Below are 16,181 nucleotides of genomic sequence, written 5' to 3' on the forward strand. Positions count from 1 at the left end.
TTTTAGCAAATCATTAGTTGAGTGATTAGCAATAAAAAAAGCAAGCCCGAATCAGGCTTGCTTTTTCTGTTTTATGGTTGTGTGGTAGTTTGAAATATTAAAGCATCGCAAAGAACATGTCCAAATCTGGAATCAAGACAATTCTTGTCCTTCTGTTGATGGCCATGTTTTCAGGAGTGTCATTGGTGACGATCGGCATGTAAGAAGCTCTACCAGCAGCAATCATTTTCTCTGGCGCTACTCCGAAGTCATTCTGAAGCGTTCTCACGATTGATGTAGCTCTTTTGACTGACAGGTCCCAATTATCCTGCAAAACGGCTGTTTGAATGGTACGAGGATCAGTGTGTCCCTCGATCATTACCTGAAGACTAGGTTCTGAATTAATGACTTCTGATAGTTTTTTCAATAGAGGCTCTGCTTTGCTGTTGATTCTGTATGAACCTGTGTTGAAAAGCAATTTATCAGAAACTGAAATCATCACTACCGTCTGGTCAATGTCGATTTGAACGTCATCTTCCTCACCATCGATGGTTGATTCAGTGATATTTTGCTTAAGGTTATACTCTACTGCTAGGTTTACAGAGTCTTCCAAAGTTCTCGCTTGAGCAAGTTTGTCGGGATCCACTTTAGCCAAAGTCTCATTCATTTTAGCTTTGGAGTTTTTGGAAATCACCGTTCCTTCCTGAATAGAGTAAAGCGAGCTGTTGGTTTCGTTCAAGGCATCATTGGTATCACGAAGTGAATTGATTCGTGCATTGTACTCAGCTACACGAGCTTCGATAGCCGCCATCTTTTCTTCTAGTTCAGCTTTTTCTTGATTGGTGGTGGCCAGTTCGGTTTGAGTTCTAAAAAGATTGCTTTCCAATTCGGTATATTTCTTTTTAGAGACGCAGGAAACAAGAACAGATGCACTGATGATTCCTGTTACGATCAAAGAATTTTTCATAATGTTTTGTTTTTCTAGGTGTGATATCCTTGATCCAAATGAATTGCCAAATCTGAACGAATATCGACTGGCGTGATTGTAACGTGTTGAAAAACAGTATTTTGATTCTTTTTTAACGAAAAAAGCCCCACATCAATGTGAGGCTTTTGCTGATAGAATCTGTGGACAATCTCCACAAACTGTCTTATTCCATGTACCTGTTTACCACTTTGAACTCATTCATGACGCGGTAGGCCGCTCGGGTGATGTCTGATTGGAAATTGGGAGAATCAAAATCGAAGTTGGCGGCTGTGTAGCCTTGCCAGATCGTATTGCCTCTTTTGGAGTCAATCACATAGATCACCAACATTCCGCTATTTTCTTTGTACTTGACAGAGTTGTAGGTTTCATCTTTTTCCAATTCTTTTTCCCTTTCCTCCTCCTCATCTACTTCGATTACTTGGGCTCCGGTTCGTTTGAGCCAATAATCAAACTCTGGCTGAACGTAGCCCCTGTAGCGGATGGAGTCGGTGAATATTTTGTAGCTGACGAGGAGATCCGGCTTCTCAGTTTTCTCCCTGAAGCCCTGAGAGCCCAAGCGGGCGCCGATCGTAGCAGTCAATACCGGAGTCAAAAGTGTGGTGTCCGGAATGGTGGGTTCTACAAAAGCAAAAGTCTTGTATCTTTTGAAAGATCCCTGATAATTGTAATCATACTCTGTGACATAATCTTTTTGCGAAAAGCAACCTGTCACAGCCAATAGAAGGATGAATAAGAGATAGAATGGGGTTTTCATGGCTGGCTGATTTTGGATTTTTTTTATGAAAATAGAAAGACTCATAATCAACTCGTATCCTAATCGAATGTTTCAAATAGTTGAAATTCAATAAAGTGTGGATATAATTTATTAAAAAGTACGAAGAAAAAATAGTGATTGGATTAGCAAATCATTGTGTTTTTTTCAGAATTGCATCAAATCAGCGATTGTACAATTGATGGAAGACCGAAAACTGCAACTGATTTTTACTGATTCGATTTGTTTTTTGCTCCATGAAACCCACCTGCAAGGCCAATTTGGGGTTTATTCTTCTCCCCAGTCCCAGATAAATCCTGTTTCTATCGAAATATTCTACCAGTCCATCCAGAGTCTCTCCGTTGATGAATATTTCATCATAAACCTGGATGTACCAGCTACCTTTCTCATTCAATTCCTTAGAGTTCAGCGGTACATTGACAAAAATCGCATATCGAAAGCGAGTTCGGAAGGGACTGGAGTCTACCCATCGCTGCTCGTATCGGAATCGATGCATCAATCCTACCCGATAGACTTTTTGACGGAGAATAGCTTCTTGATAGATTCGGCTTTCACCTATAGAAAGATCAGAATCTCCAGCAGGCTGGCTGGTGATGTTGCCATATCCAAGTGTAAAGCTAGCCGAACCGTCCTGTAGGTTATACTGGAGGCCTGTTCTGAGTAGTAGCTGCTCGAGATCACCTAGGATGTTGTGATTTCGGTATTGCACTTCGCCATGGATGGCCCAGGGGCTTTCTTTCCATCGGAAGTTACCAAAGTACATATACCAAGAACCTAAGTCTGGATTATCTTGGGCTTGGCTAGCTATGGCTACTAGCCAGATACAAAGAGAAAGTAAGATTTTCTTCATAGGTTTAAGATAAGATAGAATTAGGAAGATGACGAATGATTTGAATCTCTTATCCCCACTTTTGCAGCAAGTTAGGGCTTGTACTATCTGCGAATCTTCGCTTCCATTAGGCCCAAGGCCGGTGGTGTCGGTGCATCCACAAAGTAAAATTTTAGTGATAGGGCAGGCCCCAGGGACCAAAGTGCATGCTACAGGAATCCCATGGAACGATCCCAGCGGAGACCAGCTCAGACGCTGGCTAGATGTGGATAGAGAGACCTTTTATGATTCTCGGCTATTTGGGATCATGCCGATGGGATTTTGCTATCCGGGAAGGGGAGCAGGTGGAGATTTGCCTCCACGCAAAGAATGTGCACCTCAATGGCATATTTTACTACGTAGACAGATGCCTGAGGTCAAACTGGTCCTCTTAATAGGAAGCTATGCGCAGGCCTATTATCTCAAAAATAGAATGAAAACTTTGACCGAGACCGTTCGCAATTTTCAGGCTTATTTGCCGATGTATTTTCCGCTGGTCCATCCATCGCCACGCAATAGGATGTGGATGAGAAGAAACCCTTGGTTTGAAGAGGAAGTGATCCCTGTTTTGAGAGATAGGGTACAAGCTCTCCTAGATAACGGATGAGTAGCGTCAAATTTGGTTAAACAGAACGGTTCCATCGCAGGAATTCCCTATTTTCCTATTCAAGTTTTTTAAAAGAAAATATGAAGTGGATTTATCGAAGTATGGCATTTTTGGTGTTGATCTCATGCCAAGAAAAGGAGACTGAGAATGGAGAGGTTCAAAACTTTTCTATTGTACTGAAAGATTCAATTGTTGTTGATTTCTTGGGAGATTATGAACTCAAGGATTACGAGCCTGGGTCTGACCGCTATCTTTTGAGAGATTACAGGGAGGGATCAAGCTATCTAGAGGTGGATGGCAAAGGGACTTTGGTACATCAGGATCAGTTTACTAGCGACGGAGTCGATGCAGTCGGATACGTATTGGGTATGGGCTATTTCCAAGGGGCTGTCACAGTCCTGTCCGAAACAAAAGGATACTTGAAATTTAAGGACTCGAAGAAAGTAGGAGAGATCCCTTTTCACCACCCATTTATCCCATACCTGAATTATCCAAAATTGGGTGTTTTTGAATATGGGGACTATGTGTATTATCCTAATTTGATTTCAGAATCCATTCTTGACAAACGAAAAGATGGGAGTTCTTTTTTTGAAGCTGTGTATCACATGCCTGTGCTGCAGGGGCAAAATCTGGCAACAGGAGATACACTGAGTGCTATGAAAATCCCTGATGAATCTGAATTACTGGATGGAAAAGTACATGGGATGGTGTTTCCAGTTTACTCTGTTTCCGATACGCATGTGGTTTTTAGTCCTTGGATTGGGAATCGGTTGTATGTTTACAGAAAAGATGCTGGTCGCCTAGTCTATGAAACGAGGATAGTCTTAGAAGATCCCGACTTTGTACACTATGAGCCCTTGGATACAGAGGACCCTGGGGAATTTTTTATAAGAAATCAAAAACATAGCCCCGGAGTGATTGAGGATGTTTTGATCCTAGAGGATTATTATTTGGCAGTGTATAAAAAGGGAATAGAGGAGATCCGAATGCCGCAACGGGAAGAGGGCAAGGAGAGGGAGTTCTTTATGCAGATCGAGCAGATGAATCCCTACTTTGCGGCAGTTTTTGATCGGGAATTCAAGCAACTAGCCAGTGGTATTCCATTTCCTGAGAATATCCGGGTTCCACGTGTAGTCAATGCTAGCAATGAGATAGTCGTCTCCAAAAATCCAAATCTATCAGAGACAGAAGATGATGGAATCGTCCTTTACAAATTGACATTGGAGAACTAGCGCAAACTCAATGACTATGGGTGTGCTCGGAATGCTGGTGTTCCAGATCTTTCAGTGCACATTCTTCCGTGGGCAATTCCCATTCTATAGTGAAGTGTCCTAGAGGATAGCTTTTTAGAATTTTTTGCACAGTCGATTTGGTGGCGGTGAGCTCAGCGAGATCATGGATTTCCTTGAGTCGAATATGGGCAGTGAATACATGGTTGGCTCCCTCCAACGACCAAATGTGTACATGATGCAGGGAATCCACCTTGGGTTGGGATAGGATGTCAGATTTTATTTTTTCCAAAGAGATATCCGCCGGAACAGCCTGCAGGAAAATATATAATGTGTCTTTCAGATTTCGGAAGACATTCCAAAGGATGAATACAGCTATAGCAAGCGAGAGGACAGGGTCTATCCATGGGATATCAAAGAAGTACAATAGTACACCTGCAATCAGTACAGCCACCCATCCCAGGACATCTTCTATCAGGTGCCAACTGATCACTTTTTCATTTTGGGAAGCGCCATGGCTGACCTTCCATGCAGCATAGCCATTGACTGCTACTCCCACGATGGCAAACAGAATCATTCCTGTAGCATCACTGGGCTCAGGCTCTAGCAATCTTTGGATAGCTTCTCTCACTACAAAAACAGATCCGACGATCAGCACGAGGCCGTTGATCAGAGCGCCAAGTAAGGAGAAGCGACCATAGCCAAAGGAAAAATTGTCATTGGCCTTCTGTTTTGATTTCTTATCCAATATCCAGGCTAGTCCCAGAGATAGGGAGTCTCCCAGATCATGGATAGCATCAGAAAGGATCGCAACCGAATTGACATAAAACCCTCCAATCAATTCCAGAATGGTAAAACCAAGATTGAGGAAAAATGCAAGTTTCAGATTGCTGCTACCATGCGTATGGTCATGGTGATGATGGGAATGGGCCATAGGCTTTCATTGATCTTCAAAAATAGAAAAAAGAGGCCTGCAAGGGAATTGCAGAAATGAATGAAAATCAAATTGTAAGGTTTTTTATTTTGGTACCCAAAGTCAACAGTGCGATCGTCGATAGGATCATGCTGGTGCCTATCCAATCGATAGCGCTAAAGCTGACTCCCAACCATATCACGGCCATGATGGCTGCCGAAAGTGGCTCGACACTACAGAGCAGTGAGGCTGTCTGGGCACCGATCTTGGGTACTGCTGTGAGAAAAAAGTAAAAGGCTAACAGACTCCCGAAAAGGATGATGTAGGCGAAAGCCGCTACGGCTTCGAGATCCCAAATGCCGTGAATTTCCCAAGGCTGTAAGTAGATGGAAAGGATAGCTCCTCCCAGCAGCATTCCCCATCCACTGATACTGGCAGCGGAGTGCTTTTGAAGCATTTGTACGGGATAGATGGTATAAAAAGCCAAGGATAAAGCAGAGAAAATTCCCCAGAAAAATGCTTGCTGAGAGATGACCAATTCATCAAAACTCCCATGCGTTACCAGCAGAAAGGTGCCTGAAACAGCCAAAATCATAGATGCAAACTCTGATAGCACAGGCCATTTTCTAAACTTGAGTGCGTAAAATCCAACGACAAATACCGGCCCGATGTACTGAAGAATGGTAGCCGTAGCTGCATTGGAGTGGCGAATTGCAATAAAGTAGGAATACTGCACGGCCAGCATGCCGAGAATGCTGAATAGCGTGAGCTGAATGATTGATTTGGGGCTTTTCCAAATGGAAAAAGTTTCTTTTCCTGTTTGGTATCCATCAAATAGTACCAAAAGAAACCCCGCCAACATCAAGCGCCAACAGACCAGCCATTCCGGATCAATTCCTTTCTGCTCAAAAAGAAATTGGGCACAATTGCCAGAAATGCCCCAAAAGATAGCCGCTGCTAATGCGAGAAAAATTCCTGTATGCGATTGGTTTCCTTTCATTTTTGACGAAAAATTCCCCGAAAATAGAGGATGTTCCATTAATTTTTAGAGTTTATTTTAAAGGTTAGTAAGATTTAGGTTGTTTGCCCTATTTTTAAAATTCAATTAAATGAGATAATGAAGAGACGATCCGCAGTCAAAACTTTGGCACTTTCTACCTTGGGAAGTGTAGTTGCATTCCCGACCCAGGCTTTTTCAGCTTTGCTGCCCAAGAATGGGGAACTGGCCGACTCCTATAAAAGTAACTGGGAAAATTGGCCGGACATGAAGTGGATAGGACCGGAGTATTGGGGTAACCGTCTTCAAGATTGGGAGATAAAATCTGGCAGAGCAGTCTGCAATCTGAGTGGTCCCAATCGCAGTTTGCACATTCTCACGCATCAGTTGGGCAAGAAGCAAGTTGGCTTCAAGCAATCCGTCAGAGTAAAGTGGCTAAATGATGAGTTGAAAGGTAACGCCGATGCTTTTGTGGGCTTTCGAGTAGGAGCCAAAGGTCATTTTGAGGATTATCGCTCGGCAGCAGTTTTTGGGAAAGGAATAGATATCGGTATCAATGGCGCTGGACATTTGGTGGGAGAGGGGAAAAGCTCATCTGGTAGCTTGAGTTTGGAAGAGGAGATTTTGCTTCATTGCAGAGGGGACATTCAGGGTGAGACCTATGCGATCAGTATCACCGCGAGTCAGCAATCGGGTCGTGCTGTAAGTCTAAAATTAGAAACTATATCTCCCGAAAAAGTCGTCGGAAATCTCAGCATTCTTGCTGATTGTCCTAAAGAATTGGAATCCGCAGTCAGTCCTATGGCTTCTTTTTCGGATTGGTTTTTTGAGGGAGAAAAGTTGGAGTTTCAACCGCAGCAGTTCCTTGGGCCGATTTGCTTTGCTCATTATACCTTGCACCAGAATACACTCAAGCTCACTGCCCAGTTGGCACCTGTAGAACAGATCGCTGACTTGCATGTTACCCTTGAAATCCAAGAACAGAATACTTGGACGCAGATCGCACAGTCGGAAATCCAAGCTATGGCGCGTACCGCCAAGTTCCGAATTGAGAATTGGAATAAGGGAAAAGTCCCCTATCGGGTTGGCGTGAAAATTCCTTTGAAGAGCGGGGATCAGGATTTCTATTACTACGGCGAAATCGCCCAAGAACCTGGTGTCATGGAGCCATTGAAAACAGCCGTTTTTAGTTGCAATGCAGATTTTGGCTTTCCAGATCAGGAGGTGCCTACTCACGTGATGAAGCATCAGCCCGATATGGCGCTATTTCTGGGAGATCAATTTTATGAATCCACCGGAGGCTTTGGCATTCAGACAGGTCCATTTGATAAGTCAAGTCTGGATTATTTGAGGAAATGGTACATGTTTGGGTGGTCTTATCGGGAGATTTTCAGAACTATTCCATCCGCTTTCATTCCTGATGATCATGATGTATACCATGGCAATGTATGGGGTGAAGGAGGAAAAGTAGCCCCAACGGACAAAGGCTGGGGTGCGATAGCCCAAGATCAAGGAGGATTTAAGATGCCAGGGGAGTGGGTCAACATGGTCCAGGAGACTCAAACGAGTCATTTGCCGGACCCTTTTGATCCGAAACCGGTGAAGCAAAATATTCAGGTTTATTTCACCGATTGGGAATATGGAGGAGTGAGTTTTGCGATTCTGGAAGATCGCAAGTTCAAATCAGCACCTAAAAATGTACTTCCGCCCCAAGCTGAGATCCAAAATGGATTCGTTCAAAATCCGGATTTTGATATCAAGAAGCATAGGGATGTGGACGCAGTGCTGCTGGGTGATAGACAATTGAAATTTTTGGAATCATGGGTGGAAAACTGGTCTCCATCTACTCAAATGAAGGCAGTTTTGTCCCAGACTAATTTCTGTACCGTCGCGACTCTGCCTGTCGGAAGTATGACTGACTCTGTGGTGCCGAGTCTAAAAATCCCTGAGAAAGGTGAATACATCAAGGGGGATGCGCCTACTGTAGATATGGATTCCAATGGATGGCCTCAAAAAGGTCGTGACGAGGCAGTCAAAATCATCAGAAAAAGCCATGCGCTACATATCGCAGGAGACCAGCATCTGGCGAGTACAGTTCAGTACGGTGTGGAGGAATACCGGGATTCAGGTTTCGCATTTGCAGGTCCTGCTCTTAATAATATCTGGCCTCGAAGATGGTGGCCAGACGTACATGCAGCGCATGAGCACATTCCTGGGAAGCCTGCTTACACAGGAGATTTTGAGGATGGTTTTGGGAATAAAATGACCGTCCATGCTATCGGCAATCCACACTTGACCGGTATGGAGCCGGCCAGGGTGTATGATAGGGCTACAGGCTATGGTATAGTCACTTTTGACAAGGAGCAGCAAAGTATGAAGATCGAATGCTGGCCACGCTATGTCGATCCTGTAGAAAATCCAGAAGGGCAATATGCGGACTGGCCGCTGACAGTCACCGTAGATGAGGGCTATGGACGCAAGGCGCTGGGGTATTTACCCGAGATCAAGGTTCCTAATGGACATCTTCCTTTGCTCACTGTGATCAATGAAACGACTGAGGAATTGGAGTATAAAAGACGGATTCCTGCGTCAGGGTTTCGTCCCAAGGTTTTCTCTGATGATTCTTTCACCCTGATCGTCGAAGATCACGAGACCGGAGTGCTTATAGAAAAGAACGGTGTGAAAGCAGTCTAAATTTTCACCTCTTCAAAAGAAGCTATCTCTTTTCCATTTGTATTCAAAAGTGGCAAAAGGGATAGCTTTTTTTATGATTTACTTTTTTACCTGAACTTTTTTAAATGCAACATAGTTGCTTTAAAATCTGGATTACAAATTGATTTTTATTCAACTTTACACCAATATCTTATGCAATCAGATCAACTATACGATGTCATCATCATCGGCGGAAGTTACGCGGGGCTGTCAGCCGCCATGGCATTGGGACGATCATTACGCGACGTTTTGATTATCGACAGTGGGCAGCCTTGCAATGCTCAAACGCCACATTCTCATAATTTCCTAACTCAGGATGGCGCACGTCCAGCAGACATCAATACAATAGCGCTAGACCAAGTTTTAGCCTATTCCACTGTGAAGTATCATCAAGCCTGGGCCACTCATGCCGAAAAAGTGGAGGAAGGTTTTCAGGTGTTCACGGAAGCTGAGGAAGGGTTTCGAGCTCGCAAACTGATTTTTGCCACCGGGATCCGTGACCAATTTCCAGAAATCCCTGGTTTCAAAGAAAGCTGGGGCAAGACGATTGTGCACTGTCCCTATTGCCATGGGTATGAATTTCGAGGAAAAAAGACAGCCTTGCTTGCCAATGGACCGAAGGCTTTTCACTTGGCTGGCTTGATTCATAATTTGAGTCAAGACCTAGCTATTATCACAGGAGGAAAGGCGGATTTTTCTCCGGAACAACTGAATATATTGAGCAAGAAAAACATTCGCCTGATCGAGAAATCAGTTTCATGCATCAGCAATGAGAAAGGTATTTTAAAGAAACTGGTTTTGGAAGATCAGACTTCCGAAGAATTTGAGGTGGCTTATGCTGCGGTTCCATTTTATCAGCATTCTGCAATCCCGGAGTCTTTGGGCTGTCTACTAGATGAACATGGGTATATTCAGACTAATCAGATGCGGGAGACTACCGTGCCGGGAATCTACGCTTGTGGTGATAATAGTTCCATGATACGCTCTGTCGCCAATGCGGTTTATACAGGCAATTTCGCTGGTGCCATCGTCAACATGGCCTTGGTGGAAGGGAGTCGGTAAGCGCTGATCATTCGGAGAAAATAAAAGGCTGGGGAGAAAAGCAAAGTGCAAAAATCAGGATGGCAAGCCAGCCGATCAATTGCCTTTTTCTGTCCAGCTTTTTAAATCCAGATACTTCTGGATGACGGATTCCCATCACTCTCCCCAAGAGGAATCCATAAAATAGCCAGCCTTGATAGCCTTGAATAGCGGGGAAGAAAAAAGCAATCAGGTATTGCACAGCAGCCATGCAGAGGATCAGAGTCAGTCTCGTCTGGAGTTCCAGACCGGATTTTTGGTAGCAGATATACAAAAAGCCCAAGTAAATAGGAATTCGAAGGATCAAATCCTCCAAGGGAAGCATGGGGCTGATCATTCCCAAACCTGCATAAAACAGAAAACCAGTGAATGTGACCAAGGAGATTTCCCGATGATGTCTTGGGAAGAGCCCAAAAATCACGTGTCCTCCGTCCAGCTGGCCAATGGGAAGGAGATTGAGAGCTGTGAAAAACAAAGCCAAATAGCCGGCAAATAAGAACGGATAATGGATCAATTCTGACATGGCAGGCATCCGCTCCGGATCTGCCAAAGTTTGGCTCAGAAATGAGAAAAGCAAATTGCTTCCCAATTCAAAATCCAAGACATCTTCGCCGTAGCCTTGGAAATCGGGATCGGCATATTCAGGATGAATTTCGTAGATGTAGTCTGCTGGAGGTAGGGTCGAGAAACCATAAACCAACACAGCCAAAGCTATGACGAAACCTGCCAAAGGTCCTGCTACGCCTATATCAAAGAATTTTTTACGCGAATTGACAAAACCTTTCATGCGGATGAGAGCACCAAAAGTCCCTATGGAAGGAATGCCTATAAATCCGAACCAAGCAGGGATGAAAAATGGAAGGGAGCATTTGACCTTATGGTAAATAGAGGTGAACAAATGACCCAATTCGTGTATGAGTAGAATACCTATAAACGGGATAGAGAATGAGAGGGATTTTAGAAAATACTCCCAAGTCATTGCAGATTCTCCCTCTCCCAATACAGATTTGCCATAAACCCACTCTGCTCCAGCCAGAGTAGTCGTGATCAAAGTAAGTAGGAAAAAGAGGAGGTGCTTGAGGTATTCTTTGCTACTGTACATTCTGTAAATAATCAAAAATCACATCTGGTCCAGTGACCTGAATGGCCTGAATGCCTATTTCATTTGCGGCTTCTACATTTGCGGCCAAATCGTCAAAGAAAACAACTCGCTCCGGAGATGTCCCCAGATCAGTGAGCATTTTCTCATAGATTTCCGGCTGAGGTTTCGCATAGCCCATTTCATGGCTTAAAAATACCCAGTCAAAGATAGGGTCAAAGTTTTTGATGCCATGATCTCTCTGAAGGATATCATTGACGGCATGGATGTGAATCAGATTGGTATTGCTCAGAACTCCGACTTGATAGTGCTCCCGTACTTTTTTGACTAGAGCGAGTCTTTCTGCAGGGATTTTCCCCAAAAGGGAATTCCAGAGATAATCCACGTGTGCATCTTCCCAATCTTGCCCGAAATAGGAGTTGACTTCTTGACGAAATGTAGCTGAATCAATTTTTCCTTTCTCATAATTGTAATGAAACTCCGTCCTGTAAAAATCATCCAATTTGGAGTGGAGAGAGGAGGGAAGTTGCTGACGGATAAGGTTTAATGAGTGTTGGTAGTCTATATCGATGATTACATTTCCGAGGTCAAATATCAAAAAGTCAGCATCAGGTGTTTTTTTCATCCGAAAGATAGGTTGTGAATCTGATATCAAATATGTAACATTGCACTCCCAAAACCAAGGTATTTGACAAATAGGGAGGATTTTGGGAGTTGTAAAAGGCAATATTTTCCCGAGTTGGGAAATCATCTGATAAATTCTTGGGCCTATAGCTCAGTTGGTTAGAGCTTCTGACTCATAATCAGGAGGTCGCTGGTTCGAGCCCAGCTGGGCCCACTTCAGGCTGAAACATTCGTTTCAGCCTTTTTTTATTTTATAGAATTCCATCGATTTACTCTTTCCCATCAGCTATATCTGAGCTCTCTTGTGAGCAAGCTGTTATTATAGAGAATAGGATACTATGTTTTTTCAAAACTTATTTGCTAATTGATTTACTAAAAATATTGTCAAAATAACTAAACCCTATATTAACTGGATGAATAAGTGTCTTTTTTCAATTTTCGCCTGCGCATTGGTTACATTGAGTGGATGTAGTGATGATCCTGCTGTACCTATCGATTCTTCTATTCCTGTGATTTCTAAGTTGGAAACTTCAGATCAAATCCAACCATCTTCAGGTCAAGTTATTTCTCATTTAGTAGATGGTATTTCGTTTTATCTTAAAGTTGAGGATCCAGAGGGGGTGTCAGAAGTGGAACTGGAAATAGCTGGGAAGTATCCATTTATTGCCGACAATGAAATCAGTGATCAATTTGAGCTATTGAATTATACTCGGGTTCTGGATAAGCACTACGAGGATCCTTTTAAGCATTTTCCGTTTGGATTGAGCGAATTGAAATTTGATCCTTATCCCATTTCTTGGGGTCTTGGTGAATATTCGGTGGCGGAAAAGCCTATTTTATCGGGACCTTATGATATTTCTATTCATGCAGCTGATATCAATGGCAATCAAACCAAATCTCAAGAAGGAGCTAGCTACCAAACGACGGTTTTTGTCGAAAGGAGTTATTCGCCAAATATATGGTTTGAAGGCCAGTCTAAGTTTGGTCCAATAATTCCAGGGGAAGAGCTTTTGCTGAAAGGGGCTATTTTCAAAAGTAACAATGTACTCTCAACTCCTTTGAAATTTGTATGGGCGAGGCTGCAGGAAAGTGATAATTTATCCGATTCTCCTGAAGGGATTAAGCAGTTGGTATTGGAGGAAAGAGCTTGGGGCGAATCTCGTAGAGTATCAAAATCAGGCCCTGCTTTGCCCTCTGAGGTGGAGTTTACCTTTGATCAATTGTTCGAGGAAAATCCTATCTTGATTCCTTCCCAAGGTTCAAGTATGGTGTTGATCATTTGGGCGGAAGATCAAGTAGGTAATGTCACACGAAAATCTATTCCTCTAGAAGTGGATTGATCCTAAAAAGGAAAAGGGTCATTAAATTCATAATGACCCTTTTTTAATTTGTATCTATAATCTTAAAGCTCTCGGTAAGCCATAATTCCTCCCGGTACATTTCTTACTTTGCTGAAGCCCTTGCTTTCAAGAAATTTTTTGGCATTGCCACTACGGGCTCCACTTCGGCAGTGAACGACTATTTCCTCGTCTTTATAGTCTTCCAGTTCATCCAATTGGTGAGGAAGGTTAGCCAATGGGATATTTTTAGCTCCCAAATTGTCATCTTCATATTCCCACTCTTCCCGTACGTCTAGGAAAAAGAATTTTTCATTGTTGTCCAGCCTTTGTTTCAGCTCTTGTACTGTGATATCTTCCATAATTATCTGACTAAAATTCTAAATGATTCTGCTCCGGTTTTGGTCAGGAGCCGGATTACATACACTCCTGGTCTCTGACCGCTAAAGTTAAGGATTTCTCCTTTTTCCATTCCTTCTCTTTCCAGGAAAATCTCCCTTCCAAAGGAGTCAAACACTTTCAAATCTTCAAACTTCCCATCTATCGAGAGTCTATTGATGACTGGATTGGGGTAAAGCTTAAACCCGAGCGTTTCCTCCTCTGTTTGCTCAAATGGAGGGCTAAAACTGATATGAGGACGAATCATCAAAGCGCCTCTCACTTGTTCATTTTGAGCCCAGGCTCCATTGATATTATAGTAGATCTTGTCAGCTTGATCATTGCTTTTTCCAAGACCTACATGGATAAAGTCATTGGTGAATTGCGCAAAACCTACATAAAACTGTCCGGTAACCTGGATATTGGTGTCCAGAGAAAAATACTGAAGCTCTTCCAGACTTTCTTTGGCCGGAATCAACACTTCTTTTTGAAAAATCGGTTCTCGATCCAGCTCTTGCCAAACCAAAATATCGATAGGCAAGTCGACCTGATTTGCATTGGTGAAATTGAAGGAAATACCTTTGAGGAACACCGCTTCTTCTATTTCATATTGCACTGCGATCCTTCCTGATTTTTGATTAATGCCAGCAGCATAATCAGCCCTTCCGTGATCATAAGCAAAGAAATCCCGAAGGGGTACGACGGTTCTCACGGTGTCATTCAGTCTATAGTCCAGCTGTGAATAGCTGGTGGTGTCATTTTGACCGGAAACAGTGAATAGCTCTCTGTCGCCAGTGGTCAAGTAGGTCAGAATCTCGTAATCGGATTCCTCTGATACCTGTGGCAGAGCATTGATCTCTCTGCTTTCAAAACCTCTTCTCTCCAAAGCCAAAGGAACAGGATTGAAAGGTGTATTTAGATTCAATATTTCACTAGCTCCTGATTGAAGATGCGAGACAGCGATGGAATATTCCATAGCCCGAAAGCGATTTTCGAGATTGTAGAATTCGTTCTGTATGGTACTGGCATCCGCTGCATCAAAAGAGGCTAAAAAGCCCGCCGGAATACTGGAGTAATTGCCAAATTGAAAATAATTGGGCTGAGTCAAGGCTCTGTCCAAATAGGTGAGATCGCTAGCTGTACGTCCCGAATTGAAATAGACATAATCAATGAGCCAAGAATCAAAAGGTCCAGCCAATCTGCCCATGTTGACAAATCTAAACTGAAATGCCTCATGGATAAACTCTGAGTCTACAGAGATGATTTCTTGATTAAACTCTTCCGGATTTTTATCAATTCCTCCAGCTATTTCATTGACAGTGATCCATTGGCCAGATGCATTGAGAAATTGAAGAGTTAGCTTGTCATTTTCATCCGGTCTTTCAGCTTTGCCTCCAGCCTGCCAAAAGAAACTCAAATACAGGGAAGATTGCTCTGCTGGACTGAGGGTGCTCAGGTCAAATTCCCGGGAGGTGATATAGTCGCCAGCCCCCTGATCTCTCACTTCTCTGGAATAGGGCGTGCCCAGCGCATCTACTCCATCCATCAAGATCACACCTAAGGAAGGTGCTGAATTGCCGACGCTCTCACTATAGGTCGCGCCTTCAAAGGTCCATTTCAAAGTGTCCAAACCTTGACTAAAATCATCCCAAAAGGGAAGTGAGTTCAGTTGGGATGTCCTGAAATTGGCTTGGTACTTAGAGTCTTGAACTTTGATTTTATGATGGGGAACAGCCGAAAATTGCACAAACTGAGCCTTAACCACTCCTGTTTGGATCAGGAGCAATGCAAAAATCAGATAAATGCGGGCTTTATTTCCCATGTATTTTTAAAAGTCTCTTTCGCCGGAAATCCAAAGATCGATGATTTCTCCGGTTTTTACTTGCATCTCTGCTTCAGGAGTTTGCCTGAATACTCGTCCTGACGGGATGGTGTCATTCTTAAAATAATTTTTCTGACCCACACGAAGCCCTGATCCCAAAATCAAAAACTCTGCGTCGATTTCATCCATTCCTACAAAATTAGGCACGCTCAAAATCTGATTGCCCAGTCCATCTCCGACGACTAGATCGATTCTGGCACCTTTGGGTACTTCAAAGCCTTCATCGATGGACACGCCTCTATAGCGCTGCTCCAGAACGACGTTGATACCAATATCTGGGACGTATATGATTTCCCCTCTTTCCAAACCGATATTTGCCAAAATCTCCTGGACATTTTTCAGAGGCATATTGACCAATTTAGGCATTTTAATCAAAGGAGCGTTTCGGGCATTCAGTGTCAAATAGATTTTTCTGCCATTTTTCACCTGTTCTTCTGCTGCGGGCATTTGCTTGAGTACCGCAAGTGGTTTCTCATCTGTACTAAATCCCGAATCGAGGGACACTTCATAGTTCAGACCTGCATTTTCCAAAATGTCTGTGCTTTCGTCAAAAGTGTATCCAGAGAGATCCGGTACGGAGACGGTTTCCCCATGATTGGTGTACATCGGTAGGTACAGTTTCAAAAACAGGAATCCCAGCAAAAAGGAGATTGCGATGATGACGATAAGGTTAATCAGTACTTTTTTCAATGAATAGGAGAAGCCGCTCATGAACG

General features: G+C 43.2%; 15 protein-coding genes and 1 tRNA gene. 6 read left to right on the forward strand and 10 right to left on the reverse strand.

Annotated elements, in window-relative coordinates:
- Positions 1-97 precede the first annotated feature (97 nt).
- The 3 genes from G460_RS0120325 to G460_RS0120335 form a co-directional block, all read right to left on the reverse strand.
- Positions 98-946 (reverse strand): OmpA family protein, encoded by an 849-nt coding sequence (locus G460_RS0120325; RefSeq protein ID WP_026957056.1) that lies wholly within the window; start codon positions 944-946, stop codon positions 98-100.
- A 184-nt stretch (positions 947-1,130) separates the two neighbouring features.
- The gene (locus G460_RS0120330) at positions 1,131-1,721 is read right to left on the reverse strand and encodes a DUF4136 domain-containing protein (protein WP_026957057.1); all 591 of its coding nucleotides are present in this window, start codon (positions 1,719-1,721) and stop codon (positions 1,131-1,133) included.
- 181 nt (positions 1,722-1,902) lie between these two features.
- Positions 1,903-2,589: a DUF2490 domain-containing protein gene (locus G460_RS0120335; protein WP_026957058.1), complete on the reverse strand. Its 687-nt coding sequence runs from the start codon at positions 2,587-2,589 to the stop codon at positions 1,903-1,905.
- 28 nt (positions 2,590-2,617) lie between these two features.
- Here G460_RS0120335 and G460_RS0120340 point away from each other — a divergent pair, with 28 nt between their 5' ends.
- Positions 2,618-3,214: a uracil-DNA glycosylase family protein gene (locus G460_RS0120340; protein ID WP_035464828.1), complete on the forward strand. Its 597-nt coding sequence runs from the start codon at positions 2,618-2,620 to the stop codon at positions 3,212-3,214.
- A gap of 80 nt (positions 3,215-3,294) precedes the next feature.
- A complete protein-coding gene (locus G460_RS0120345; protein ID WP_026957060.1) occupies positions 3,295-4,446 on the forward strand; it encodes a hypothetical protein in 1,152 nt (383 codons plus the stop codon).
- 7 nt (positions 4,447-4,453) lie between these two features.
- Here the strand turns inward: G460_RS0120345 and G460_RS0120350 are convergent, their stop codons facing one another.
- Both G460_RS0120350 and G460_RS0120355 read right to left on the reverse strand, forming a co-directional pair.
- On the reverse strand, positions 4,454-5,377 hold the full coding sequence (locus G460_RS0120350; protein WP_026957061.1) for a cation diffusion facilitator family transporter: 924 nt from the start codon (positions 5,375-5,377) through the stop codon (positions 4,454-4,456).
- 67 nt (positions 5,378-5,444) lie between these two features.
- Positions 5,445-6,356, reverse strand: coding sequence for a DMT family transporter (locus G460_RS0120355; protein ID WP_026957062.1), 912 nt, complete (start codon positions 6,354-6,356; stop codon positions 5,445-5,447).
- A gap of 117 nt (positions 6,357-6,473) precedes the next feature.
- Here G460_RS0120355 and G460_RS0120360 point away from each other — a divergent pair, with 117 nt between their 5' ends.
- Together G460_RS0120360 and G460_RS0120365 are read left to right on the forward strand one after the other, a co-directional pair.
- Positions 6,474-9,047 carry an alkaline phosphatase D family protein gene (locus tag G460_RS0120360; RefSeq protein ID WP_026957063.1) on the forward strand — a complete coding sequence of 858 codons (2,574 nt, stop codon included), beginning with the start codon at positions 6,474-6,476 and terminating at the stop codon, positions 9,045-9,047.
- 171 nt (positions 9,048-9,218) lie between these two features.
- A complete protein-coding gene (locus G460_RS0120365; protein WP_026957064.1) occupies positions 9,219-10,127 on the forward strand; it encodes an NAD(P)/FAD-dependent oxidoreductase in 909 nt (302 codons plus the stop codon).
- A 7-nt stretch (positions 10,128-10,134) separates the two neighbouring features.
- Here the strand turns inward: G460_RS0120365 and G460_RS0120370 are convergent, their stop codons facing one another.
- Both G460_RS0120370 and G460_RS0120375 read right to left on the reverse strand, forming a co-directional pair.
- Positions 10,135-11,247 (reverse strand): site-2 protease family protein, encoded by a 1,113-nt coding sequence (locus tag G460_RS0120370; RefSeq protein ID WP_026957065.1) that lies wholly within the window; start codon positions 11,245-11,247, stop codon positions 10,135-10,137.
- Positions 11,237-11,869, reverse strand: a complete 633-nt coding sequence (locus G460_RS0120375; protein WP_026957066.1) for an HAD family hydrolase — start codon at positions 11,867-11,869, stop codon at positions 11,237-11,239. Before G460_RS0120375 ends, G460_RS0120370 begins: the two co-directional genes overlap by 11 nt.
- A 139-nt stretch (positions 11,870-12,008) precedes the next feature.
- Here G460_RS0120375 and G460_RS0120380 point away from each other — a divergent pair.
- Positions 12,009-12,082, forward strand: a tRNA-Ile gene (locus tag G460_RS0120380).
- 199 nt (positions 12,083-12,281) lie between these two features.
- Entirely contained in the window at positions 12,282-13,208 is a 927-nt protein-coding gene (locus tag G460_RS0120385) for a hypothetical protein (RefSeq protein ID WP_157366988.1), read from the forward strand.
- Positions 13,209-13,270: 62 nt separating this feature from the next.
- Here G460_RS0120385 and G460_RS0120390 read toward each other — a convergent pair whose 3' ends face one another.
- Genes G460_RS0120390 through G460_RS0120400 form a run of 3 tightly spaced genes read right to left on the reverse strand, consistent with a single transcriptional unit; the run spans position 13,271 to position 16,176 of the window.
- Complete coding sequence (locus tag G460_RS0120390; RefSeq protein ID WP_026957068.1) at positions 13,271-13,567, reverse strand: rhodanese-like domain-containing protein; 297 nt, start codon at positions 13,565-13,567, stop codon at positions 13,271-13,273.
- 2 nt (positions 13,568-13,569) lie between these two features.
- On the reverse strand, positions 13,570-15,405 hold the full coding sequence (locus G460_RS0120395) for a T9SS type A sorting domain-containing protein (RefSeq protein ID WP_026957069.1): 1,836 nt from the start codon (positions 15,403-15,405) through the stop codon (positions 13,570-13,572).
- A 6-nt stretch (positions 15,406-15,411) separates the two neighbouring features.
- Complete coding sequence (locus G460_RS0120400; RefSeq protein ID WP_026957070.1) at positions 15,412-16,176, reverse strand: PASTA domain-containing protein; 765 nt, start codon at positions 16,174-16,176, stop codon at positions 15,412-15,414.
- Positions 16,177-16,181: the final 5 nt, after the last annotated feature.

It is taken from the genome of Algoriphagus vanfongensis DSM 17529, from assembly GCF_000429465.1.
GTDB lineage: Bacteria > Bacteroidota > Bacteroidia > Cytophagales > Cyclobacteriaceae > Algoriphagus > Algoriphagus vanfongensis.